This is a genomic window from Pseudomonas sp. efr-133-TYG-23 (genome assembly GCF_030209215.1).
Lineage (GTDB): Bacteria > Pseudomonadota > Gammaproteobacteria > Pseudomonadales > Pseudomonadaceae > Aquipseudomonas > Aquipseudomonas rhodesiae.
In genome coordinates this window covers 223,618-247,855 of sequence record NZ_JARVSL010000013.1, presented here as the reverse complement: position 1 = coordinate 247,855, position 24,238 = coordinate 223,618, and the positions used below count along the sequence as shown (strand labels likewise).

The window sequence follows — 24,238 nt, the reverse complement described above, 5'->3', positions numbered from 1 at the left end:
ATTTGATGTGAGCAAGTCTCTGCAAGCCATTCGTGGCATGAACGACATCCTGCCCGACCAGACGCCACTGTGGCGCTATTTCGAGGGGACTGTCGCGCGCCTGCTGGATAACTACGGTTACAAGCAGATCCGCATGCCCATCGTCGAGTTCACCGAGCTGTTCAAGCGCTCCATCGGTGAAGTGACCGACATCGTCGAAAAAGAGATGTACACCTTCGAAGACCGCAACGGCGACTCCCTGACCCTGCGTCCGGAAGGTACTGCCGCCTGCGTGCGCGCAGTACTCGAACACGGCCTGACCGGTGGCGGCCAGCCGCAGAAACTGTGGTACATCGGCCCGATGTTTCGTCACGAGCGTCCGCAGAAGGGCCGTTATCGCCAGTTTCACCAGATCGGCCTGGAAGTGTTCAACCTCGATGGCCCGGACATTGACGCCGAATTGATCGTGCTGACCTGGCGCCTGTGGGGCATGTTGGGCATCCGCGATGCAGTCAAGCTTGAACTCAACAGCCTGGGCACCAGCGAGTCCCGTGGGCGCTATCGCGAAGCCCTGGTTGAATTCCTGTCCGCGCGCCTGGATCAGTTGGATGAAGACAGCCAGCGCCGTCTGAAGACCAACCCGCTGCGCGTGCTGGACACCAAGAACGCCGATACCCAGGCGGTCCTGGTCGACGCGCCGAAAATGGCCGATTACCTGGACGACGAATCCCGCACGCACTTCGAGGGCCTCAAGGCTCGCCTGGATGCGGCCGGTATTCCCTACGTGATCAATCCGAAATTGGTACGTGGCCTGGATTACTACAGCAAAACCGTATTCGAATGGGTTACCGACAAGCTCGGCGCCCAGGGCACCGTGTGTGCCGGTGGCCGTTATGATGGCCTGGTCGAGCAGATGGGCGGCAAGCCGACCACCGGCGTAGGTTTTGCCATGGGCATCGAGCGCTTGATCCTGCTGCTGGAAACCCTGGAGCAGGTGCCGGAAGAAATTTCCCGTCAGGTGGATGTGTACCTGTGCGCCTTTGGCGAGGCCGCCGAGTTGGCTGCACTGGCCTTGAGCGAAAAGGTTCGCGACCAACTGCCAAACCTGCGCTTGCAGATCAACGCCGGCGCGGGCAGCTTCAAGAGCCAGTTCAAGAAAGCCGACAAGAGCGGTGCGTTGTACGCATTGATCCTGGGCGATGACGAGTTGGCCCAGCAAGTGATAGGTTTCAAACCCCTGCGTGGCCAGGGCGAGCAACAGAATATTGCCTTTGATGCGCTCGCAGCGCACTTGGCCACCTGCGTCGTGCAGGGTTGAAGCTGTCGAACAGCCGAATTTAGCGATTAAGGAGTATTGGGGTGTCGAGTACTGATGATGAGCAGTTGGCCGAGTTCAAGGACTGGTGGCAGCGTAACGGCAAGCCCCTGGTTACCGGCGGTCTGCTGGCTTTAGTGGTGGTGTTCGGCTGGCAAGCCTGGACCAAGTATCAGGCCAACCAATCCCAAGGCGCCTCGATCGTTTATCAGCAATTGCTGGAAACCACCCTGACACCGGACGGTAAGCCCGATCCGGCGCGCGTGGCCGACCTGGCAGGCAAGCTGAAGAACGAATTCGGCGGCAGCACCTACGCCCAGTACGGCAGCTTGTTCGTCGCGAAAGTCGCGGTCGATACCGGCAAGCTGGATGATGCAGCCACCGAGCTGAAAGCCATCGTCGACAAGCCGACCAACCCGACCCTGGGTGAAATCGCGCGTCAGCGCCTGGCTCAGGTGATGGCGGCACAGAACAAAGCTGACGAAGCACTCAAACTGCTCGACGGCGATGCTGACAAAGCATTTGTAGCTACTTGCGAAGAGCTCAAGGGCGACCTGCTGGTCCAATTGGGTCGTACCGACGAAGCGAATGCTGCGTACCAAAAAGCCAAGGCGGCGCTGTCTGATGAAGCGGCGGTCGGTGGCTTACAAATCAAGCTGGACGACTTGGCCAAAGGGGATGCGTGACGTGATCCGTTGGAAACATGCAGCATTGCTGGCTCTGGCCGTTCTGGCCGCGGGTTGCAGCAGCAACAGTAAAAAAGAACTGCCTCCGGCCGAGCTGACCAGCTTCAAGGAAGAAGTGGTCCTGCAAAAGCAGTGGAGCCGCTCCATCGGTGACGGTCAGGGCGAAACCTACAACATGTTGGTGCCGGCTATCGACGGTGAAAACATCGTTGCCGCTGACGTGACCGGCGTTGTGATCTCGATGGATCGCATGAACGGCGACGTCAAGTGGAAGAAAGACCTGGAACTGCCAGTGTCCGGCGCCGTTGGCGTGGGTTATGGCCTGGTAATGCTCGGCACGCTCAAGGGCGAAGTCGTGGCGCTGGATTCCAGCACCGGTGAAGAGAAATGGCGCGCTCGCGTGACCAGTGAAGTACTCGCACCCCCTGCCACCAATGGCAATGTGGTCGTGGTGCAGACCCAGGACGACCGTGTGATTGGCCTGGACGCCAGCACCGGCGAACAGCGCTGGTTGTACGACAGTACCCCGGCGGTGTTGACCTTGCGCGGTACCAGCGGTCCGGTAGTGACCAATAATCTGGCCGTGGTAGGTCTGTCGACCGGTAAAGTGGTCGCCCTTGATACGCTTAACGGCGTACCGGCCTGGGAAACCCGCGTGGCCATCCCACAAGGTCGTTCCGAGCTGGATCGCGTTGTGGATATCGATGGCGGGTTGCTGCTGTCGGGCGAAACCCTCTACGTCGCCACTTACCAAGGCCGTGTCGCGGCACTGGACCTGCAGACCGGTCGGGTGAACTGGCAGCGTGATGCTTCCAGCTACGCCGGTGTCGCGCAGGGGCTTGGCAGCGTCTATGTCAGCCTGGCGTCGGGAACCGTGGAAAGTGTCGACGAGCGTACTACCACTGCGTTGTGGAGCAATGACTCGCTGGCTCGCCGTCAGTTGTCGGCGCCGGAAGTATTCTCCAGCTATGTGGCGGTCGGCGACTTCGAAGGCTACCTGCACCTGCTGAGCCAGGTGGACGGTCGTTTTGTCGGTCGCGAGCGTATCGACAGCGACGGCCTGCGTGCGCGTCCGCTGGTGGTGGGTAACATGCTTTATGTGTATGGCAACAGCGGCAAGCTGGAAGCCCTGACCATCAAGTAAAGGTTTGACTATGCTTGGGGTTACCCCCAGGCGGCCCTGCTTCGGCAGGGCATGCGGCATGAATATGCTGCCCCGAGCACCAGCCGCTGCCCTGCAGCGGCTTTTGTATTTTCTGAAATAACGAAGTGGAGAGCCGCATGGTTCCCGTAATCGCCCTGGTGGGCCGACCTAACGTCGGCAAGTCCACCTTGTTCAACCGCCTGACCAGGACTCGCGACGCCATTGTCGGCGACTTGTCCGGTCTGACCCGTGATCGCCAATACGGTGAGGCAAAGTGGCAAGGGCGCTCCTACATTATTGTCGACACCGGTGGTATCTCCGGTGACGAGCATGGCATGGACGAAAAAATGGCCGAGCAGTCGCTGCTGGCCATTGAAGAAGCCGATGTCGTGTTGTTCCTGGTGGACGCCCGCGCTGGCTACACCGCTGCCGACCAGATGATCGGCGAGCACCTGCGCAAGCGCAACAAACGCTCCTACCTGGTCGCCAACAAGATCGACAACATCGATCCTGAGCAGGCCCGTGCCGAATTCAGCCCGATGGGCCTGGGTGACGCGATCCCGATTGCCGGTGCCCACGGTCGCGGCATCACTCAGATGTTGGAGGTCGCTCTGCGCGACTTCCCGAAAGATGATGTCGAGGAAGAAGAGGGCGAAGAAGAGATCGTCGCCGAAGGCGAGGAAGCCAAGCGCATTCCTGGCCCGAGCGAAAAAGACGGTATCAAGATCGCCATTATCGGCCGCCCCAACGTGGGCAAGTCGACCCTGGTCAACCGCATGCTCGGTGAAGACCGCGTCATCGTCTATGACCAGCCAGGCACCACCCGCGACAGCATCTACATCCCGTTCGAACGCAACGACGAGAAGTACACGCTGATCGATACCGCCGGTGTGCGCAAGCGCGGCAAGATCCATGAGGAAGTTGAAAAATTCTCCGTGGTGAAGACCCTGCAAGCCATCAAGGACGCCAACGTGGTGATCTTTGTGATGGACGCCCGTGAAGGCGTGGTGGACCACGACCTCAACCTGCTGGGCTTCGCCCTGGAGGCCGGTCGGGCACTGGTGATCGCGATCAACAAGTGGGACGGCATGACGCCGAGCGAGCGCGACTTCGTCAAGGTCGAGCTGCAGCGTCGACTGTTCTTCGTCGAGTTTGCAGATATCCACTTCATCTCGGCGTTGCACGGCACTGGCGTGGGTAACCTGTATGCCTCCGTACAGAACTCGTTCAAGTCCGCGGTCACCCGCTGGCCGACCAACCGTCTGACCCAGATCCTGGAAGACGCAGTGGGCGAGCACGCGCCGCCGATGGTCAATAACCGCCGGATCAAGCTGCGTTACGCCCACTTGGGTGGTGCCAACCCGCCGATTATCGTGATTCACGGTAACCAGATCGAGAAGGTGCCCAAGTCCTACGTGCGTTACCTGGAAAACACCTACCGTCGTGTCTTGAAACTGGTCGGTACGCCGATTCGTATCGAGTTCAAAGGTGGCGAGAACCCATACGAAGGCAACAAGAACACACTGACTGACCGTCAGGTGAACAAGAAGCGTCGTTTGATGACTCACCACAAGAAAGCCGACAAAAAGCGCCGCGACAAGCGCTGATATCGACTTCGCAGAAAGGGCTCTTGATGAGCCCTTTTTTGTGCGCGCCGGTTTGTGCCTTGACCCAACCGGGTTGGCAGCTTAAAACTTGGGGCTCATCCGCAGGGGCCTTCGATGATCACCAGCAAGCTGCCAACGGTCGGCACGACCATTTTTACCACCATGTCGCAACTCGCCGCTGAAACCGGCGCCCTCAACCTGTCCCAGGGTTTCCCCGATTTCAACGGGCCTCAAGGTTTGCTCGACGCGGTGGGCAAGCATGTTGCCGCCGGCCATAACCAATATTCGCCTATGACGGGTTTGCCGGCTCTGCGTCAGCAAGTGGCGGCCAAGATCGCCCGCAGTTATGGGGTTACGGTCAATCCCGACACCGAAGTGACCATCACGCCTGGCGCGACTGCCGCGATCTTTTGCGCCATCCAGGCAGTAATTCGCAGCGGCGACGAAGTCATCGTGTTCGACCCGTGTTACGACAGCTATGAACCCTCGGTGGAGCTGGCCGGCGGCCGTTGCGTGCATGTGCAACTGAGCCTGCAAGGCTTCGCGCTGGATTTTGAACGAATCAAGGCCGCGCTGTCGCCGCGCACGCGCATGATCATCCTCAACACCCCCCACAACCCGACCGGCGCGCTGATCAGCCGTGCTGAGCTGGACCAATTGGCTGAACTGATCCGCGACCGCGATATTTACCTGGTCAGCGATGAGGTTTACGAGCACTTAGTATTCGACGGAGTTTCTCACGTCAGCGTGTTGGCCCATGAGGAGCTGTACCAACGTGCGTTCGTGGTCAGCTCCTTTGGCAAGACCTATCACGTCACCGGCTGGAAAACCGGCTATGTCGTCGCCCCACCGGCGCTGATGGCCGAACTGCGCAAGGTGCACCAATACGTCAATTTCTGTGGTGTGACGCCGTTGCAGTGCGCATTGGCTGACTTCATGGCCGAACACCCGGAGCATGTCGACGAACTGCCGGCGTTCTATCAGGCCAAGCGCGACCTGTTCTGCGACTTGCTGGCGCCGTCGCGTTTGAGTTTTACCCGGGTGACCGGTACTTACTTCCAATTGGTGGACTACTCACAGATACGCCCGGATCTGGATGACGTCGCCATGTCGCTGTGGATGACCCGTGAACATGGGGTGGCGAGCATTCCGATCTCGGTGTTCTACCAGCACCCACCCCAAGGCCAGCGTCTGGTGCGCTTGTGCTTTGCCAAACGTGAGGACACGCTGCGCCAGGCAGCCGAAAAACTATGCGTGATCTGACTGCACTGCCCGATCTGACGATTGCCCTGATACAGACCACTCTGGCCTGGCACGACCGCCAGGCCAACCTTGAGCATTTTGAACCGCTGCTGGAGCAGGCCAGGGGAGCCGATCTGATCGTACTGCCCGAGATGTTTACCACGGGTTTCTCCATGGAGTCCCAGGCCCTCGCCGAGCCGGAACACGGTCCCACCCAGCAGTGGTTGCAATCCCAAGCGGTCAAATACGACGCAGTGATCACCGGCAGTGTGATCATCCAGGCCGCCGATGGCAGCCACCGCAATCGCCTGCTATGGGCACGGCCCGATGGTGAGGTGTTGCATTACGACAAGCGCCATCTATTCCGCATGGCCGGTGAGCACAATCACTACACCCCCGGCGAGCGCCAAGTGCAGTTCGAATTGAAGGGCTGGCGTATACGCCCGTTGATTTGCTACGACCTGCGCTTCCCGGTTTGGAGCCGCGACGCTCAAGACACTGACCTGCTGTTGTACACGGCCAACTGGCCCGGCGCCCGGCGCCAGCACTGGAACCGCTTGCTACCGGCGCGGGCCATCGAAAACCTGTGTTATGTAGCCGCGGTGAATCGGGTCGGCACCGACGGCAAAGGCTTTGCCTACACCGGCGACAGTCAGGTGCTGGACTTCCAGGGAGAGACGTTGCTCAGTGCGGGGGAGGCTGACGGGGTGTTTCAGGTGAAGCTGGAAGCGGCGGAGTTGGCGGCGTATCGCGCCCGGTTTCCGGCGCATCTGGATGCCGATCGTTTTCAGTTCGTCTGACTGACCGCTATCGGGGGCAAGCCCCCTCCTACAGGTTGATTTGTGAAAACATTCAAAAATGTGGGAGGGGGCTTGCCCCCGATGAGTCCCTGACAGTGACAGTCAACCCAAATCCGATACTCAATAAAAAGGCCCCTGGATTCACACCCAGGGGCCTTTGGCACTCAGCGGCCGGCGTTTACGCCGCCTTCGCTTCCAACTGGCTCAACGAGCGGTTCAGTGCACTGAACAATGCCTTGAAGCTGGCCGTGGTGATGTTTTCATCGATGCCCACGCCATGCACCGGGCGTTCGCCGTTCACACGCAGTTCGATGTAGGCCGCCGCCTTGGCGTTGGTGCCCGCGCCGATGGCGTGTTCGTTGTAGTCCATGATCTCGACCGCCACCGGCAGGCCGGCCACCAAGGCTTCCAGCGCGCCGTTGCCTTTGCCTTTCCAGTGCAGGTTGGTCTCGCCCTGGCCTTTGCCGGAGACTTCCACCTCGACGAAGCTGTTGCCGTTCTCTTCCTGCAAACGATGGCTGACCAACGCATACGGTGTGTTGGCTTGCAGGTATTCACGTTGCAGCAACGCATAGATTTGCGGTGCGGTCATCTCCAGGCCCACGCGGTCGGTTTCGGCCTGCACCACTTGGCTGAACTCGATCTGCATGCGACGCGGCAAGCTGATGTCGTATTCCTGTTCCAGCAGGTAGGCGATGCCACCCTTGCCCGACTGGCTGTTGACGCGGATCACGGCCTCGTAGCTGCGGCCGATATCGGCCGGGTCGATCGGCAAGTACGGGACTTCCCACAGTGCGTCGGATTTCTGCTGGGCAAAGCCCTTGCGGATCGCGTCCTGGTGGGAGCCGGAGAACGCGGTGTGAACCAGGTCGCCGACGTACGGGTGACGTGGGTGGACCTGGATCTGGTTGCACTCTTCAACGACTTTACGCACGCCGTCGATATCGGAGAAATCCAGCTCAGGGTCCACGCCCTGGGTATAGAGGTTCAGGGCCACGGTGACCAGATCGACGTTACCGGTGCGCTCGCCGTTGCCGAACAGGCAGCCTTCGACACGGTCGGCACCGGCCATCAGGCCCAACTCGGTGGCGGCCACGCCGGTACCACGGTCGTTGTGGGTGTGCAGGCTGATGATCACGCTGTCACGGCGGTTGATATGGCGACCGAACCACTCGATCTGGTCGGCATAGATATTTGGCGTGGCGCATTCCACGGTGGCCGGCAGGTTGAGGATGACCTTGTGCTCCGGTGTTGGGTTCCACACCTCGATTACGGCGTCGCAGACTTCCTTGGCGAACTCCAGTTCGGTGGCACTGAAGGTCTCAGGCGAGTACTCGAAGGTCCACTGGGTTTCCGGTTGCTGGGCGGCGTATTTGACGAACAGCTTGGCGGCGTTGACCGCAATCGCCTTGATCCCGTCCTTGTCCTGGTTGAACACGATGCGGCGAAACGACGGCGAGGTGGCGTTGTACAAGTGCACGATGGCCTTCTTGGCTCCGCGCAGGGATTCGAAGGTACGTGCGATCAAGTCTTCACGGCCCTGGGTCAGCACCTGGATGGTGGTGTCCTCGGGGATGTGGTTGTCTTCGATCAGGGTGCGCACAAAGTCGAAGTCGGTCTGCGAGGCCGCCGGGAAGGAGGCCTCGATTTCCTTCACGCCCACCGCGACCAGGGTTTTCCAGAAACGCAGTTTTTTTACCGCATCCATCGGTTCGATCAGCGATTGGTTGCCATCACGCAAGTCGGAACTGCACCAGATCGGCGCGGCGGTGATGGTTTTCGATGGCCAGGTGCGGTCCGGGATATCGATGGTCGGGAACGCGCGGTACTTCGAAGACGGGTCTTTGAGCATGCTCATCGGGAAATCCTTTGTGTAGGGGCCGAGAAGAGGCGGCCTGCCGTGGAACTGTTATTGGGGATAAAGCACAAGACGAGGCAGATCGATTCAGCCTGGCAGTCGTGCGCTGACAAGGCACAGGCTGCGGTGCTGGCGGAGCTGAATGAGGGTATGAGAGGTTTTCATAGGTCCAACCCTAACCGCCGAGGTGAATGATGGCAAGCAGTCGAAAAAAATTGATAGAAGTTCTTTGTTGTGCAGTCTGATCGAGATTTTCTGCCAATTATCCGGGTTTGATATGGGTTTTATTGCGCGCCAATTCTTAGGCGCGCAATCGCGGATATCAAGGTTGGAAAGCGCCAATAAAGATCGCTGGGTCCACCCGCGCATCGTTAAGGCTGACGTTCCAGTGCATGTGCGGCCCCGTCGCGCGGCCGGTCGAGCCGACCTTGCCCACCACCGCGCCTCGCACAAGTTGCTGGCCGACCTTCACGTCGATCGTGGACATGTGGCAGAACATGCTGATAAAGCCTTGGCCGTGATCAACGAACACGGTATTGCCGTTGAAAAAGTAATTGCCCACCAGAATCACTTTGCCGTTTGCAGGCGTTTTGATCGGCGTGCCGGCGGGCACCGCGAAGTCCAGGCCCGAATGCGGGTTGCGCTCTTCGCCGTTGAAAAAGCGGCGCACGCCGAACTTGCTCGACAGCGGACCGTTAACTGGCTTGTCCAGCACCAGATTGCTCGGCAGGTTCGGGCTGAAGCTGCGGTAAGCCTTGATCTGTACCGCCAGCTCGGCCTCGATGCGCTTGAGCTGCGCCGGGGCAGGGTTGACCTGGCTTTTGTTCTTCAAGGTGATGCGCTGTTCCGGGTACTTTTTATAGCCGACGATAAAGGGCAGGCTGCGGCCGCCGCTGCTGATGCGCTCGTTGCCGGGTTTGACCGTCAGCGGAATGCCGACGATCGCCAGCCAATTGTCCTGTTCCTTGACCACCAGCACCGGCTTGCCTTGATACGTGGCCTTGGGCGCCGTTGCCGAAGGGCCCAGCTCGACCACTGCCACGCCGCCCGGCACCGGTTTGTTCAGGGTGCGGCTGATGTAACTGTCGGCGTGGGCGTTAAAGGTGAGGCATAGCAGCATCAACAGGCTAAAAAGACGTGGCATCGATCAATCCAGTAACGAAAGGGTAACGGGTGTCAGGTGGTTGTCTTCCACCCGCACTTGCAATTGGCCTTCACCGAGTCGCGCGGTCAGACGCTGGCCGGTGTGGGTCTGCGCGGCACTGCGAATGGCTTGGCCGCGCTCGTCCAGCAGGATGCTGTAGCCGCGGCCCAGGGTGGCCAGCGGGCTGACCACCTGCAGCGTCTGCACCTGGCTTTGCAATTGCAGGCGACGCGCCTTGAGGCCTTCGCGCATGGCGCGCGGCAGGCGTTCGGCGAGGCTGTCCAAGCGCTGGCGCAATAGGGCCAGTTGGCGTCCCGGATGCTGGCCGGCGAGGCGGGTTTCCAGGCGGATCAAGCGCTCGCGACGGGTGTTGAGGCTACGCTCGAAGGCACGGCGCAGGCGCATGTCCAGGTCGTCCAGGCGTTGGGCCTGTTGGCGCAGACGTTCGCCCGGATGACGCAGCCGGCGGGCCATGCCCTCAAGTCGCAAGCGGTCGTGCCGCAGGCGGTTGCGCATCAGCATCACCAGGCGCCGATGCAGGTTCTCCACCTGGCGCACCAGATGGCTTGAATCCGGCGCCAGCAGCTCGGCGGCAGCGGACGGTGTAGGCGCACGTACGTCAGCCACGAAGTCGCTGATCGACACATCGGTTTCATGGCCGACGGCGCTGACAATAGGGGTTACGCAGGCATCCACCGCACGGGCCACGGCTTCTTCGTTAAAGCACCAGAGGTCCTCCAGCGAACCGCCGCCACGGGCCAGGATCAGTGCGTCGAAGCCGCGCGCATCCGCCAGTTTCAGCGCCCGTACAATTTGCGGGATGGCTTCGCGGCCTTGCACGGCGGTGGGGATCAACGTCAGTTGCACCTGCGGCGCACGGCGACGGAATACACTGATGATGTCGCGGATCACCGCGCCGGTGGGCGAGCTGATGATGCCGATGCGCTGCGGGTGGGCCGGCAGCGGCACTTTGCGCTCGGCGCTGAACAGACCTTCGGCGCTGAGTTTTTCTTTCAGCGCATCGAAGGCCAGGCGCAGCGCACCGTCGCCTGCGGGCTCCACGGTGTCGAGAATCAACTGGTAATCACCACGGCCCTCAAACAACGAGACCTTGCCGCGCACCTTCACCGCCAGGCCATCCTTCAAGGCCTGCCGAACCCGTGCGGCGTTACTGCGAAACAATGCGCAGCGCACCTGGGCGCCACTGTCCTTGAGGGTGAAATACACGTGGCCGGACGCCGGGCGGGCGAGGTTGGAGATTTCGCCTTCGACCCAGATATTGGCGAACACGTCTTCCAGCAACACCCGCGCACGGCCGTTGAGCTGGCTGACAGTCAGAACTTCGCGGTCCAGGCCCAGACGGGCAAACGGGTCTTTAATCATGGCAACAGGTCTTTAATCATGGGCGGCAGTTTATAGGCATTCGCTTAGGGTTTGGCAGAATTGCTCGACCAGCGCGCTCGGCCCTTGCGCGCAGGCCAGGGCCACGGTGCTGAGGCTGTCCGGCTCGACCAGAGGTAAAAAACGCAGGTTGGCAGGTGCAATGTCCTGCATGGATTTTGGTAACAAGGCAATACCGAAACCGGCCTGGATCAACTGCAACTGCGTGGTCTTGCGCGACATCACCCGAGCCGCCTTGGGGAAAAAACCGGCGCGCATGCACAGCTCGGCGGACAGATAACTCAAACCGCCGCGCTGAGGATGGGGGATTGAAATAAACGCCTCATCCCGCAACTGCGCCAGCTCTATGGGCGCATCACGGCCAGCCAGCGCATGGTTCGGCGGCACCGCCAGCATCAAGGGTTCGCTGTATAAAGGCTGTACGCGCACGCCTTCGCGCTGGCGCAACACCGGCAAGCGCAGCAGGCCGATGTCCAGGCGGCCGTCGGCGATCTCTTCCAGCTGCGCTTCGGAGGACATCTTGGCGATATCCACCGACACCCCAGGGCAGCGCTCCAGCCAGGCACTGATGCCGCGCAGCAGCACGCCGCTCATCGGCACGGTGCTCGAATGGCTCAGACGCAGGGTGCCGACCTGGCCGCTGCCGATCTGGGTCGCCACTTCACTGGCCTTATGCAGTTCGCTCAGTAGGTTGCGCGCCCGAGGGTAAAAGGCTTCGCCCGCCGCGGTCAGCTTCGGTTGGCGCGCCGTGCGTTCGAACAGCGGCGTTTGCAGTTGGTGCTCAAGCGCCTTGATTTGCCGGCTCAAGGCCGATTGCGCGACGAACAGGCGCTCGGCCGCGGCACTGAAACTGCCGCTGTCGGCGATTTCAACGAAGTAGCGCAATTGACGGGTGGAGATCACGCGTTATGCCTTTTTAAGATGACTTGAGGGATTTGAAGATATTAGTCGCAACGCTCGTCGATGGCTAAAGTGAACGCTATCTCTTGCAAGGAATCACCCATGGGCCCGGTTGAGCTGATAAGTCAGTGGTCGTTTAGCGGTTTGGAGTGGCTCGTGATCGGCCTGGGCGTGGCCGTTGCCTATATCGTGTTCGGCATCGCCGGCTTTGGCACGGCGCTGGTGGCCGGGCCGGTGTTGATTGTGTTTATGCCGCTGTCGAAGATCATCCCACTGCTGGTGCTGTTGGATTTTGTCGCGGCGTTTGGCGGTTTGCTGCAAACCCGACGAGACGTGAGCAAGCCCGAGTTATTGCGCCTGCTGCCGTGCATGGCCGTCGGTTGCACCTTGGGCGTGGTGTTTTTGCTCAATCTGCATTCCGACCTGCTGCTGCTGTTGATGGGGTTGTTTATCAGTGCCTACGCCCTTTATAGCCTGGCGATAAAGGGCCGCCCGACGCAGTTGGCTGCGGGTTGGTCGATCCCGATGGGGACGATCGGCGGGCTGTTTGGTGCGCTGTTCGGCAGCGGCGGTTTTTTATATGCGATCTACCTGAACAGTCGTCTGCCCAAGGACGCGGCGCGCGCCACCCAAAGTGCGTTGATCAGTTGCAGCACTGTGGTGCGCTTGAGTCTGTTCCTGATCGCCGGCGTGTATGCGGACTTACCGCTGTTGCTGCTTGCCGTGTGCTTGTTGCCGGCGATGGCCGTGGGGTTGTGGGCAGGGCGCAGGTTGACGATGCGCCTGTCGCGGGAGGCATTCGTGCGCTTGGTGACTTGGCTGGTGCTGGCCAGCGGCATTGCGTTGATTGGACGGTATTTGAGTACTTGACCTGATTTCTTCAGGGATTAAGCTGCCGTCCTCCCAGGCGTCAGAAGCCACACCGCAGGACTCCCATGAACTCCCAAAGCATCCTTGTTCCGAAAATCTCCACTTTGCCCGTGCACGAACCCCGCGCTCGGGCAATCGTGCGCTGGCTGGTGCGCAAGAATATCGTCAAGGAAGAACTGACCACCTGCGGCCGCACCGGCAACCGCATGGGCTATGCCCTGGCCGACGGCGCTCGCGCCGTGGTGTTGTACCCCGAAGCGCTACCGTTCAACGAGCCGGTCAATGGGCTGGAAATTATCTATAAACGCTGTATCTACACGCCCGCCAAAGGCTTTCTTGGCGAGGCCGGCTGCCCGGAGTGTCGGCGGGAAGTGGGGGAGGCGTTGTTCGAAAGCCTGGAAGACTGGATGCCCGGCCACACCGACAACTTCACCTGCCCACTGTGCGGGCATGAAGATGACATCAACGGCTTTCTGTTCTTGCAGGAGTGCGGGTTTTCCAACCTGGGATTTATCTTCAACAACTGGGCTGAAGCGGGCTTCAAGCAGAGCTTTATCGACGAATTTGCCGATTGGCTGGACCAGAAGATCAGTTGGGTCAAGGTCGAACTTTAATCCATCTATCAGTATTACCAAGTTTGTCAGAGTTTTACATTGAGCCAGGCAGGGTGCATGTATATAATGGCGCGCTTCCATTTTCCCGCTCGGGAGCCCCCGCGATGCTGCGTATCAGCCAAGAAGCTCTGACATTCGACGACATTCTCCTAGTGCCTGGTTATTCCGAGGTGCTTCCTAACGAAGTCAGTCTCAAGACCCGCCTAACCCGTGGCATCGAGCTGAATATTCCCCTGGTCTCCGCTGCCATGGACACCGTTACCGAAGCCCGTCTGGCCATTGCCATGGCTCAGGAAGGCGGCATCGGCATCATCCACAAGAACATGACCATCGAGCAGCAAGCTGCCGAAGTGCGCAAGGTCAAGCGTTACGAAGCCGGTGTGGTGAAGGATCCGATCACCATCGAAGCCGACGCTACCGTGCGTGATCTGTTCGACCTGACCCGCCTGCACAACATCTCCGGCGTTCCGGTACTGCACGATGGCGACCTGGTCGGCATCGTTACCTCCCGTGACGTGCGTTTCGAGAACCGTCTTGAAGTCACCGTCCGCGAAGTGATGACGCCTAAAGAGCGTCTGGTCACGGTCAAGGAAGGCGCCGACAAGAACGACGTGCGCGAATTGCTGCACAAGCACCGCATCGAGCGCGTGCTGATCGTCGACGACAAATTCGCCCTCAAAGGCATGATGACCGTCAACGACATCGAAAAAGCCAAGGCTTACCCGCTGGCCAGCAAGGATGACCAAGGTCGTCTGCGCGTCGGCGCCGCCGTCGGCACCGGTAAAGACACGGGTGACCGCGTTGCGGCCCTGGTCGCTGCCGGTGTGGACGTGGTGGTGGTCGACACCGCCCACGGTCACTCCAAAGGCGTGATCGACCGCGTACGTTGGGTCAAACAGAATTTCCCTGAAGTGCAAGTGATCGGCGGCAACATCGCCACCGGCGCTGCCGCCAAGGCCCTGGCCGAAGCGGGCGCGGATGCGGTCAAGGTCGGTATCGGCCCTGGCTCGATCTGCACCACCCGTATCGTCGCCGGTGTGGGCGTGCCGCAAATCAGCGCCATCGCCAACGTCGCCGCTGCCCTTGAAGGCACTGGCGTACCGTTGATCGCCGACGGCGGCATCCGTTTCTCCGGTGACCTGTCCAAGGCCATCGTCGCCGGTGCCTCCTGCGTGATGATGGGCTCGATGTTCGCCGGTACCGAAGAGGCGCCGGGCGAAATCGAACTGTTCCAGGGCCGTTCGTACAAGGCTTACCGCGGCATGGGTTCGTTGGGCGCCATGTCCCAGGCGCAAGGCTCTTCCGACCGTTACTTCCAGGACTCCTCGGCTGGCGCTGAGAAGCTCGTTCCGGAAGGTATCGAAGGCCGTGTGCCGTACAAGGGCACCCTGAGCGCCATCATCCATCAACTGATGGGTGGCCTGCGTTCCTCGATGGGCTACACCGGCAGCGCCAACATCGACGAAATGCGCACCAAGCCAGAGTTCGTACGGATCACCGGCGCCGGCATGGCTGAATCCCATGTCCACGACGTGCAGATCACCAAGGAAGCGCCAAACTATCGGGTCGGCTGATGCCGACAGCTATAAGCCACAAGTTATAAGCTGCAAGCGGGGCTGTATTCGTACAGCTACCGCGCGGCTTCCGATTACTTGCAGCTTGCAGCTTGAAGCTTGCAACTGCTCTTCAGAGTTTCTCTCATGGCCCTCGACATTCACGCCCACCGCATCCTGATCCTCGACTTCGGTTCCCAGTACACCCAACTGATCGCCCGCCGCGTGCGTGAAATCGGCGTGTATTGCGAACTGCATCCGTTCGACATGGACGACGAAGCGATCCGCGAATTCGCCCCTAAAGGTGTCATCCTCGCCGGCGGCCCCGAGTCCGTGCACGAAGCCAACAGCCCGCGCTGCCCACAAGCCGTGTTCGACCTGGGCGTGCCGGTCTTCGGTATTTGCTACGGCATGCAGACCATGGCCGAGCAACTGGGCGGCAAGGTCGAAGGTTCCGAGTTGCGTGAGTTCGGTTACGCCCGTGTGGACGTGGTCGGCAAGAGCCGCCTGCTGGACGGCATCGAAGATCACGTCGACGCCGACGGCCTGTTCGGCCTCGACGTATGGATGAGCCATGGTGACAAGGTCACCAAGATGCCGGAAGACTTCCACATCCTGGCCAGCACTCCGAGCTGCCCGATCGCCGGCATGTTCAGCGACGAGCGTCGCTACTACGGCGTGCAGTTCCACCCGGAAGTGACCCACACCAAGCAAGGCGGGCGCATTCTGTCGCGCTTCATCCTCGATATCTGCGAGTGTGAAGCCCTGTGGACCCCGTCGAAAATCGCTGAAGACGCCATCGCTCAAGTACGCGCCCAGGTCGGTACCGACAACGTGCTGCTTGGTCTGTCGGGCGGCGTTGACTCCTCCGTGGTTGCTGCGCTGCTGCACAAGGCCATCGGCGACCAACTGACCTGCGTGTTCGTCGACAACGGCCTGTTGCGCCTGCACGAAGGCGAGCAAGTGATGGCCATGTTCGCCGAGAACATGGGCGTCAAAGTAATCCGCGCCAACGCCGAAGAGCAATTCCTGAATAACCTGGCCGGCGAGTCCGACCCGGAGAAGAAGCGCAAGATCATCGGTCGCACCTTCATCGACGTGTTCGATGCCCAGTCCAGCAAACTGGACAACATCAAGTTCCTCGCCCAGGGCACCATCTACCCCGACGTGATCGAGTCGGCCGGCGCCAAGAGCGGTAAGGCCCACGTGATCAAGTCCCACCACAACGTGGGTGGCCTGCCTGAGGAAATGAACCTCAAGCTGGTCGAACCGCTGCGCGAACTGTTCAAGGACGAAGTCCGTCGCCTGGGCCTGGAACTGGGCCTGCCGTACGACATGGTCTACCGTCACCCCTTCCCAGGCCCGGGCCTGGGTGTGCGTATCCTTGGTGAAGTGAAGAAGGAATACGCCGACCTGCTGCGTCGCGCCGACCATATCTTCATCGAAGAATTGCGCAAGGCCGACTGGTACCACAAAGTCAGCCAGGCGTTCGTGGTGTTCCAGCCGGTCAAGTCGGTTGGCGTGGTCGGCGATGGCCGTCGTTACGCCTGGGTCGTGGCCCTGCGTGCAGTGGAAACCATCGACTTCATGACCGCCCGCTGGGCACACCTGCCGTACGAACTGCTGGAAACCGTCAGCGGCCGTATCATCAATGAGATCGAAGGCATCTCGCGCGTGACGTATGACGTGTCGAGCAAGCCGCCAGCGACCATTGAGTGGGAATGATTGGACGTCCGGCATTGTCCGGCACCAACTAGCAAGAAGTGCCCTGGAGCCCGCGTAAATGCGGGCTTTTGGCTTTTTGGGTCTGGCAAATTCTGGCAGCTTTGTGCATCGCCAAGCACCGTGTTTGTATGGCATGGTACAGGGCATTGACTGAGCCAAATGCCATGTTCGGTGCTCGATACCATGTCGCCCTAGTAGGGAAGGGCATGGTATCAAATCTCATCATCAGCCCGGTTTCATTGGGTTTTATCTTGGTGCATGAGTGCTTTTCTGAGCATGGTATTTTTTCCATGGGATCCGTAACTGCCATGCTGACCGATACCAAGCTGCGTAACCTCAAACCGCAAGAAAAACTCTACAAGGTGAACGACCGCGACGGGCTGTACGTGGCCGTCACTGCTGCCGGTTCCATCTCATTTCGTTACAACTACTCAATCAATGGCCGTCAGGAGACCATCACGTTCGGTCGTTATGGCGTGGGTGGCATCACACTTGCGGAAGCCAGAGAGCGCCTGGGCGAGGCTAAAAAGATGGTTTCGGCGGGTAAGTCACCTGCCAAAGAGAAAGCACGTGCCAAGGCACGCACCAAAGGGGCAGAGACATTTGATGCGTGGGCTGAGAAATGGCTGCGTGGGTATCAGATGGCTGACTCGACGCGTGACATGCGCCGGTCGGTTTACGAGCGCGAGCTAAAGCCGCACTTCGGTAATCAGAAACTGGTGGAAATCAATCATGAGGATCTGCGAACGCTGACTGATGCAATTGTGGAGCGTGGAGCTCCAGCCACGGCTGTGCACTCCCGCGAGATTGTGATGCAGGTGTTCCGATGGGCGATAGAGCGTGGCCAGAAGGTCGAGAACCCGGCGGATCTGGTACGTCCTGCAAGCATCGCTAAATTCGAGCCACGTGACCGCGCTTTAGGACCTGACGAAATCGCGTTGATGTATCAATACCTGGACCGCATCGGCACCGCCTCATCCGTGAGAGTCGCCGCTAAGCTGTTGTTGCTGACCATGGTTCGTAAAAGTGAATTGACCAACGCTACCTGGAACGAAATCAATTTCAGCGAAGCCCTATGGACCATTCCGAAAGAGCGGATGAAGCGCCGCAACCCCCATTTGGTGTTCTTATCTCAGCAGGCTTTGGATTTCTTCATTGCGTTGAAGACGTTTGCTGGTGGTTCAGATTACGTCTTTCCCTCTCGGTACGATTCTGACTTGCCAATGAGCACCGCGACGATCAATCAGGTGCTGACGCTGACTTATCGGCTCGCGCAGAAAGAAGGGCAGCCGCTGAGCAAGTTCGGCCCGCATGATTTGAGGCGCACAGCAAGCACGCTGCTGCATGAGGCGGGTTACAACTCAGACTGGATTGAGAAGTGCCTTGCGCACGAGCAGAAGGGCGTACGGGCCGTTTACAACAAGGCTGAATACCGTGATCAGCGTCGGGCGATGTTGCAAGATTGGGCGGATATGATTGACGAATGGACGCGTAAGAGAACACGTTCAGAGAGTTGATTGCGTTTTGCGTGATGGGGTAATCGGGAGCTGATCTAGTTTTCTCTATCAAAAAACCACATTCGTGGTTTTTTTTCTGTCCGGAAACTACCCGTTTGTGGGACACATTTTTCCTGACGTCTTTGACGAAAAAAACTCCTGAAAGAACAACGATATCGCGTTGTTTTTCTGTCCCGAAACTATACGTTTGTAGGACAGTAAGATACTGATTTTAAAGGTAATAAATCCATAAATATCTGTGGAATGCTCTGGAAATATGGGGCAATAATCGAACCTCAAATGCGACAAACGAGGAGTTCGGTGTGGAAAAAGAATCGAGGAAGTCGAGCAAAGTGCTCATCAGCAAAAAGCAATTGCTGGCAATGATTCCCTTGTGTGAGCGGACGATTTATAACTTCGAAAAGCAGGGGAAATTCCCTCGTCGCATTGCCGTTAGCAGCCGGAAGGTCGTCTGGGATTTGGAAGAGGTCGAGACATGGATTGATACGTGCAGGCAATCCGGCCCGGCCACGCGTCCCGGAATGGGAGCTTGAGTTGTGGCGATTGACTTACGGGCAGCATTCGAGAACGAACCGCCCACACTGGACTTCATATGGCCTGGCTTCCTCGCTGGCACAGTGGGAGCATTGGTAGCTCCCGGAGCTACAGGGAAGAGCTTCTGGGCGTTGGAAGCGGCGATGGCTATCGCATGCAGCGTTGCCGGCGGTGATCTTGTAGGGCTTGCCCCCTCATGCGCTGGTCGAGTGGTCTATTTCGCCGGAGAAGATCCCGAAGTCGCGTTGGTGCGCCGCATTCATGCCATAGGCCAGCACTTAAATCAGCAGGCACGCGAGGCCATAGCGAAGAATCTCGTCCTTGAGTCGATCATGGGCAAAAGACTAAACGTCATGGATGATCGGCATCTTGCCCGTATCACCGAGTTTTGCATCGGTGCCCGGTTGATCGTACTGGATACACTCAGCCGGATTCACGATCGTGACGAGAACAGCAACGGCGACATGTCTCGGCTTGTCGCCACGCTTGAGCACGTTGCGGCCAGCACCGGAGCATCGGTGCTTTACCTTCATCATGTCAGTAAAGGCAGCGCTCGCGAGGGGCAAGTCGATCAGCAGCAGGCAGCGCGGGGCGCATCAGCTCTAATCGATAACGCCCGTTGGTGCGGCTTCGTGGCCAAGATGACAGAGGACGAGGCAAAGCGACTGAGTGATCGCACCTATGAGCGACAGGCCATTGGCAACGATAGGCGCAAGTTTTTTGTTCGTTTCGGTGTTAGCAAGCAGAACTACGACGCCACCCCGCTCGACCAATGGTACCAGCGCCAGGAAGGCGGCGTTCTTGTGCCGGTTGAGTTGGCGGAAGTGAAGAAAGGTACCCCGCTGCAAGTCGTAAACGGAAGTGACGATGAGCGGTGGTAACGCCGTGGTCCCCACCAGTTCTATCGCACAGGCCAGAGTGATGCTTTATCAGCCTAGCCAGCGCCCGCGACTGCGGGAGGGTAATTGGGCAGAAACATCATTTGGGCGCTGCCGCGTGACAGGCAGACTAGGGCAGAGGCACGCGGACATACTGGAAGCTGTTCTGTACTGCGCAGAACGTCGACGGTCTGTCTCAGATGGTGGCGTAGAACTTCTGGTAGATCCCGCGCGTGTGAGAAAGACACTTTCCGATAGCCGCTACAGCTTCACACAGATCGAAAAGCTGCTCGCCGAACTGCGAGCCGCAACGATCATAATTGAAACGCCGCAATTTGATTTTCCAATCATCGGCGGATTGATTGACCACGTCATCCCTTCACCCATGACACGTCCCGATCCTCTGACAGGAGGAGCCCGGAACCTATGGCGGGTGCGGCTCGGAATTGCGCTTGTAATGCTCCTTGAGCATGATCTGAGTCTCTACTACGACCCAGCTCCCATTGCGCGCCTCCAGCACGGCATAAGCCAAGCGGTAGCTCGGCACGTTTTGAGCCACAAAGTAGTGCCTACAGGCGGTTGGTATCTAGACACCGTTATCGTGGCGGTAGCCGGACAAGCCTCAAGTCAGGACATGCGCAATGCGCGGCGAAGGCTCAAGGAGGAAGCTGAAGATCTAAGGGGAATTGGGCTTGTACTTGATGGTGATCGCATCAAGAAAAGCAGTGCTTGCAGCAGCTGAAGCGTGCCATACCCGCCCGATGGCGTGTCACACCCGCCCGGTAGCGCGTCACACCCGCCCGAAACGTGCCACACCCGCCCGGGGTTAGCAGGATCTTCAGGATATTCAGTCCTGCGCGGCGCAGCCCGCGCTTAGGCGCGGTCAGGCCTTGCCAGTCGGCCTACGGCCTTTTGGCACCAAAAGGAAGAGCGACTATACGTCGAGCGCGCTGTAGAAGCGCTCAGACGCTTACAGGATGGTCAGTGTTGCGGATGCCTTAGAAGTTGATCAGACCGCCGCGTATAGCCAAGCAGCAATGCGTAATCGATGGGGCTGAGACAAGTCCCTGCGTATTACTAGGTTCTGTACGAAATCCTAAAAAACCCAGTAGCTGCTCTCGAACGCTAAGATTTTACAAATTCCCCCCGTAATCGACGGGAAAGAATTCTGTGATGGCAACTCGAAACCATCTGGCGCTTTGAAAAAAGGGGGCTGACAAGCCTGCGCGGTCACGCTCTATGCCGCAGTCTTGGAGACCTGGCAACCAAGACCAAATACCCTGCGACGCCAAAGGGATACCGTTGCTCTTCCTCTCACTGGCGGTCAAGCCAAGGACATCAGCCACTGCTGACCGCATAATTCAAATTTCAGTTAAAAGGTGGTAGCTTGATAAAGTTTCTCAATGTGAATGGACTCAAAATGTTGAATCAAAAATACCTTAATAGCATCTGTTATATAATTGTAGTTGCCGATAATTACAGCGGCTCCTTCTTTAATGGATATGATAGCTTTATCATTCGAAATTCTAATGTCTTTCGGATAATATCCACTCTACCAAAGAATATGGGAGAGATATTCGCGCCGGTTGAGGCCATGATAGGCTTTCGTATGAGTGGCTTGCATGACGGTTACAAAGTGCGTTTTTGCTCATCGATTGATGCTGCTTGTCGACTGCCCTATGAGTTCAAAGTTGCTTTAGTTGCTGATGAAGCGGATTTGTCTAAGATTTCACGTGCCCTGTTCCTTTCCTCCGCTGTGGCATCCGTCGAGAATCACAGGTCTGTTGGGTTAGAAAGTCTAGATTTTTCTACCGTTAGGAAAAATCTTTTGGAGGTCTCCAAAGAGCTTTCTAAGGAAGCGCTGGATTATATAACCGAACTTGAAGAGGTGCTAAGTTATGGGGAGGTCGATCTTTGCATAGATACTAATTATAAATTTGCAAGGAGTATCTATAATCGTGCCAGCTTGGACGTACTCTCCTCGCTCAAAGTGTCTTATAGCTTTGAGGATGTAGGTTTGCAGTGGGACGAGGAAGATGTAATGAAGCCGTTGGGACTGCTGAGACGCCTACAGCTTGATATCGCAAAAACATTAGACCGCTCTTCCATATTGCCGCATGTCGATCTCGTGCTTTCGGACATGTCGAGTAACCTAGGCTCTCTTGTGTTTAAACAGAATTATACACAAAACTATCTTAAGAATGATGGTCATACAGATCCGGGGACGTTAGTCAAAGCGCTCACGCTAATCAATAGAAACACGATTTCAGAGGGGCTTAGAAGCAATCCCTTCATCGTGCAGTTTTATGAGGAGCGTCTCTTATTAGAGGCGATGGTAGCTCTATATGCTGCCAGTTACGCGTCAGCTACCATAAAGATGCCATTAGCTAATAGGGATCTATTTGGCTATCTCAAAGACATTGGCATCATTGATCGTGGATCGAATAGCACCAAGGTCGGGAAGCAGGTTGCAGGCCTAGTCAGTGAGCTAGAAAAATTTCTGGAGATACCACTTAAATTTATTCCGTCCACCTCCACTTCAGCTATTAAAATAGTGTCGAACCTTCCAGTCGAGTGGGGTATTCACAATGGGCTACCGCTTATGGTAAGGCACGAAGTCAGCCGAATCCCAGTCTCACCGGGCTTACCAGCCACTATGTTACTCCTTGACGGGGAGCAGATTTGCTTGACCATCGATAATCTAAAAAAAATAAGAGTTATAAGTTCGTTTGAAGAGAGTGACAAACGAAAAGACGATCTGGAAAAGAGAGTAAATATCGTTACTCGGCGAGCGTACGATGCAGAATCTTTAGCCAAGCACAGGGCTACCTTAGGAGTGACAGAAGACTTTGAAAGCGTCACGCCTTTAGAGCTTGAAATTGAGTGGTTCAAGGTTAATAGCGCTGATGAGTTTAGATCGAGCTTGTTAGATAATGACTGTGCGATAACGATCTTCAACATGCATGGCGGTCACGATTTACAGGGGGCGGGCAGCTTCGCAGTAGGCAAGGATCTCGTATCTCTTTACGATTTCATTGACGAATTTCAAGCGTCTCCGATTGTTGTGTTGTGCTCGTGCGATACTAACCCGATAGATAGAAATCACTATTCCACTGCATCAGCTTTCCTCCGCGCTGGCGCAAAAACCGTTCTCGCTAGCGCTCTTCCAATCCTTAGTAAAGAAGCTTCTATCTTTGTTGCTCGTTTGCTATTGAGGATCCAGCTGTATTTGCCCAGAAGACTGTCTGCTAAAGACGGTGTCAGCGTCCGCTGGTCGAGTTTTGTATCTGGCATGGTAAGGCGATCCTACTACTCGGAGCTGTTCGAATTGTTGGCGAATAAATTTGTGTTGAGTCCAAATACAAAAAGGGATCTCAATTACTTCGCAGGCACGCGGGTTGACCCACTCAGTGAAAACTGGCATGAAGATATATTGCAGTACACAAGCACAAAAACCGGTCTTGCGATAGCGGCCATCGAACAGTTCATTGTAGATTACTTCGCGCTACCTGAATGTCTAAAGTACATTCAGATTGGCAATCCCGAATCCATTATTTTGGTAGCTGAAAACCACATTCCCGTTGTGAAATAGACTTGTCCTCATATTGAGGCGACGACGGAGTTAAATCACTTACTTGCGGTCGCTCCTCGCGTCTACTCTTGGCATCGAAGAGTATGTGGATCTTGGCTGTCAGGTCACCGCAACTGCGGCCTAGAGCGAGATCGGCAGCTTCTTTAGCCCCTCTTTTGTCCGAGCGCCATCTGAGGCTTGGGTGGCCCTGACAGAACTCTTTCCGTCGAGTGCGGGAGCTTTACAAAATCTCAGCGTTCGAGGCGCGGCGATTGTGTTTCTCGGGATTTCGTACAGAGCCTAATCGTGGAGCCTCGGGTGGTGTACAAAGTCCGTGCGTATTACTAATGGCGAAGCCCTTGCTTCTGACCGGCGCAGCCTAGAATAGGCCCCGTGATCAAATGTCACGAGTAGCCGCAGGGGCGGTGTGTCAACGCGGAGCGTTGTCTACGGCTCGCGCAGCTCTGGAACAGAGCGGAAGCATGTTTGAGTCCTAAGCTGGGGTATACGAAAGGAGGCGCGCTGTCTGGCAAGCAAGCCCCGCGGTAAGGCGGGGTTGCGTGGGATTGGTCATCGGTCACAGCTTGTCGCGCCTCTTGAGCTTCTCCTCTTTCTTCGCAGCTTGTATGGCCGCTAATACTTGCTGGTTCAGACAGGCGCTACTCTTGCTTCCCAGCAGAGGTAAACGATTGATGATCTGTGCTCCGGCAAACATGCGATAGGACGCCGACAAGGCCAGCGGGCTTACTCGAAGTTGCAAGGCCGTGAATTGGCGATCCAGCCCATCGAGTTGCGGCCCATAGCCCTTGCTGCGCAGCCACCTGTTGAGCGCCCACATGCCGATGGCGAACGTAAAGGCGAATACTACGAATCCAGCGAACATCAGAAAGCCCATCATGG

Annotated in this window: 20 protein-coding genes; 15 read left to right on the top strand and 5 right to left on the bottom strand. The window is 57.7% G+C overall.

The features are described 5' to 3' along the window. Nucleotides 1-7 precede the first annotated feature (7 nt). The 6 genes from hisS to QRN41_RS08835 all read left to right on the top strand — a co-directional run bounded on the left by hisS (nt 8) and on the right by QRN41_RS08835 (nt 6,773). Entirely contained in the window at nt 8-1,297 is a 1,290-nt protein-coding gene (gene hisS, locus QRN41_RS08860; protein ID WP_034115032.1) for a histidine--tRNA ligase, read from the top strand. Nucleotides 1,298-1,338: 41 nt separating this feature from the next. Next, nucleotides 1,339-1,980, top strand: a complete 642-nt coding sequence (locus tag QRN41_RS08855; RefSeq protein ID WP_285421466.1) for a YfgM family protein — start codon at nt 1,339-1,341, stop codon at nt 1,978-1,980. Next, nucleotides 1,973-3,124, top strand: a complete 1,152-nt coding sequence (gene bamB, locus QRN41_RS08850) for an outer membrane protein assembly factor BamB (protein WP_034100413.1) — start codon at nt 1,973-1,975, stop codon at nt 3,122-3,124. Before QRN41_RS08855 ends, bamB begins: the two co-directional genes overlap by 8 nt. A 137-nt stretch (nt 3,125-3,261) precedes the next feature. Further along, entirely contained in the window at nt 3,262-4,731 is a 1,470-nt protein-coding gene (der, locus tag QRN41_RS08845; protein WP_034139225.1) for a ribosome biogenesis GTPase Der, read from the top strand. Nucleotides 4,732-4,845: 114 nt separating this feature from the next. Next, the gene (locus QRN41_RS08840; protein ID WP_285421465.1) at nt 4,846-5,994 is read left to right on the top strand and encodes a pyridoxal phosphate-dependent aminotransferase; all 1,149 of its coding nucleotides are present in this window, start codon (nt 4,846-4,848) and stop codon (nt 5,992-5,994) included. Beyond that, nucleotides 5,982-6,773 (top strand): amidohydrolase, encoded by a 792-nt coding sequence (locus tag QRN41_RS08835; protein WP_285421464.1) that lies wholly within the window; start codon nt 5,982-5,984, stop codon nt 6,771-6,773. The genes QRN41_RS08840 and QRN41_RS08835 overlap by 13 nt, the downstream gene beginning before the upstream one ends. 178 nt (nt 6,774-6,951) lie before the next feature. Here QRN41_RS08835 and leuA read toward each other — a convergent pair whose 3' ends face one another. The 4 genes from leuA to QRN41_RS08815 all read right to left on the bottom strand — a co-directional run bounded on the left by leuA (nt 6,952) and on the right by QRN41_RS08815 (nt 12,079). Then, nucleotides 6,952-8,631 carry a 2-isopropylmalate synthase gene (gene leuA, locus QRN41_RS08830; RefSeq protein ID WP_034100403.1) on the bottom strand — a complete coding sequence of 560 codons (1,680 nt, stop codon included), beginning with the start codon at nt 8,629-8,631 and terminating at the stop codon, nt 6,952-6,954. Nucleotides 8,632-8,953: 322 nt separating this feature from the next. Next, the gene (locus tag QRN41_RS08825; RefSeq protein ID WP_034139223.1) at nt 8,954-9,775 is read right to left on the bottom strand and encodes a M23 family metallopeptidase; all 822 of its coding nucleotides are present in this window, start codon (nt 9,773-9,775) and stop codon (nt 8,954-8,956) included. Between the two features lie 3 nt (nt 9,776-9,778). Beyond that, entirely contained in the window at nt 9,779-11,158 is a 1,380-nt protein-coding gene (gene xseA, locus QRN41_RS08820) for an exodeoxyribonuclease VII large subunit (RefSeq protein WP_034139222.1), read from the bottom strand. Nucleotides 11,159-11,188: 30 nt separating this feature from the next. Then, nucleotides 11,189-12,079, bottom strand: coding sequence for a LysR family transcriptional regulator (locus QRN41_RS08815; protein WP_167416624.1), 891 nt, complete (start codon nt 12,077-12,079; stop codon nt 11,189-11,191). 99 nt (nt 12,080-12,178) lie between these two features. On the opposite strand from QRN41_RS08815, the gene QRN41_RS08810 reads away from it, so the two are divergent. From QRN41_RS08810 to QRN41_RS08770, 9 genes are all read left to right on the top strand, one after another. Next, nucleotides 12,179-12,946 (top strand): sulfite exporter TauE/SafE family protein, encoded by a 768-nt coding sequence (locus tag QRN41_RS08810; protein WP_167416625.1) that lies wholly within the window; start codon nt 12,179-12,181, stop codon nt 12,944-12,946. Between the two features lie 65 nt (nt 12,947-13,011). Next, the gene (locus QRN41_RS08805) at nt 13,012-13,560 is read left to right on the top strand and encodes a hypothetical protein (RefSeq protein WP_034100393.1); all 549 of its coding nucleotides are present in this window, start codon (nt 13,012-13,014) and stop codon (nt 13,558-13,560) included. 104 nt (nt 13,561-13,664) lie between these two features. Beyond that, the gene (gene guaB / locus QRN41_RS08800) at nt 13,665-15,134 is read left to right on the top strand and encodes an IMP dehydrogenase (RefSeq protein WP_034115028.1); all 1,470 of its coding nucleotides are present in this window, start codon (nt 13,665-13,667) and stop codon (nt 15,132-15,134) included. A 126-nt stretch (nt 15,135-15,260) separates the two neighbouring features. Next, nucleotides 15,261-16,838, top strand: a complete 1,578-nt coding sequence (guaA, locus tag QRN41_RS08795; protein ID WP_167416626.1) for a glutamine-hydrolyzing GMP synthase — start codon at nt 15,261-15,263, stop codon at nt 16,836-16,838. Between the two features lie 308 nt (nt 16,839-17,146). Continuing rightward, on the top strand, nt 17,147-18,355 hold the full coding sequence (locus QRN41_RS08790) for a tyrosine-type recombinase/integrase (protein WP_024777065.1): 1,209 nt from the start codon (nt 17,147-17,149) through the stop codon (nt 18,353-18,355). A 302-nt stretch (nt 18,356-18,657) separates the two neighbouring features. After that, a complete protein-coding gene (locus QRN41_RS08785) occupies nt 18,658-18,888 on the top strand; it encodes a helix-turn-helix transcriptional regulator (RefSeq protein ID WP_024777066.1) in 231 nt (76 codons plus the stop codon). A gap of 3 nt (nt 18,889-18,891) precedes the next feature. Next, complete coding sequence (locus tag QRN41_RS08780; protein ID WP_285421463.1) at nt 18,892-19,770, top strand: helicase RepA family protein; 879 nt, start codon at nt 18,892-18,894, stop codon at nt 19,768-19,770. Between the two features lie 232 nt (nt 19,771-20,002). Beyond that, on the top strand, nt 20,003-20,509 hold the full coding sequence (locus tag QRN41_RS08775; protein ID WP_238545194.1) for a hypothetical protein: 507 nt from the start codon (nt 20,003-20,005) through the stop codon (nt 20,507-20,509). A gap of 678 nt (nt 20,510-21,187) precedes the next feature. Continuing rightward, nucleotides 21,188-23,359 (top strand): CHAT domain-containing protein, encoded by a 2,172-nt coding sequence (locus QRN41_RS08770; RefSeq protein WP_285421462.1) that lies wholly within the window; start codon nt 21,188-21,190, stop codon nt 23,357-23,359. A gap of 556 nt (nt 23,360-23,915) precedes the next feature. Here QRN41_RS08770 and QRN41_RS08765 read toward each other — a convergent pair. Further along, the gene (locus tag QRN41_RS08765) at nt 23,916-24,236 is read right to left on the bottom strand and encodes a hypothetical protein (RefSeq protein ID WP_285421461.1); all 321 of its coding nucleotides are present in this window, start codon (nt 24,234-24,236) and stop codon (nt 23,916-23,918) included. Nucleotides 24,237-24,238: the final 2 nt, after the last annotated feature.

Bases quoted from the DNA above. Each gene is read 5' to 3' on its own strand.
- QRN41_RS08770 (WP_285421462.1), top strand. From the start codon at position 21,188: ATGTTGAATCAAAAATACCTTAATAGCATCTGTTATATAATTGTAGTT.
- QRN41_RS08825 (WP_034139223.1), bottom strand. From the start codon at position 9,775: ATGCCACGTCTTTTTAGCCTGTTGATGCTGCTATGCCTCACCTTTAAC.
- QRN41_RS08805 (WP_034100393.1), top strand. From the start codon at position 13,012: ATGAACTCCCAAAGCATCCTTGTTCCGAAAATCTCCACTTTGCCCGTG.
- QRN41_RS08790 (WP_024777065.1), top strand. From the start codon at position 17,147: ATGCTGACCGATACCAAGCTGCGTAACCTCAAACCGCAAGAAAAACTC.
- xseA (WP_034139222.1), bottom strand. From the start codon at position 11,158: ATGATTAAAGACCCGTTTGCCCGTCTGGGCCTGGACCGCGAAGTTCTG.
- QRN41_RS08835 (WP_285421464.1), top strand. From the start codon at position 5,982: ATGCGTGATCTGACTGCACTGCCCGATCTGACGATTGCCCTGATACAG.
- guaA (WP_167416626.1), top strand. From the start codon at position 15,261: ATGGCCCTCGACATTCACGCCCACCGCATCCTGATCCTCGACTTCGGT.
- guaB (WP_034115028.1), top strand. From the start codon at position 13,665: ATGCTGCGTATCAGCCAAGAAGCTCTGACATTCGACGACATTCTCCTA.
- QRN41_RS08840 (WP_285421465.1), top strand. From the start codon at position 4,846: ATGATCACCAGCAAGCTGCCAACGGTCGGCACGACCATTTTTACCACC.
- leuA (WP_034100403.1), bottom strand. From the start codon at position 8,631: ATGAGCATGCTCAAAGACCCGTCTTCGAAGTACCGCGCGTTCCCGACC.
- QRN41_RS08765 (WP_285421461.1), bottom strand. From the start codon at position 24,236: ATGATGGGCTTTCTGATGTTCGCTGGATTCGTAGTATTCGCCTTTACG.
- bamB (WP_034100413.1), top strand. From the start codon at position 1,973: ATGCGTGACGTGATCCGTTGGAAACATGCAGCATTGCTGGCTCTGGCC.
- QRN41_RS08810 (WP_167416625.1), top strand. From the start codon at position 12,179: ATGGGCCCGGTTGAGCTGATAAGTCAGTGGTCGTTTAGCGGTTTGGAG.
- der (WP_034139225.1), top strand. From the start codon at position 3,262: ATGGTTCCCGTAATCGCCCTGGTGGGCCGACCTAACGTCGGCAAGTCC.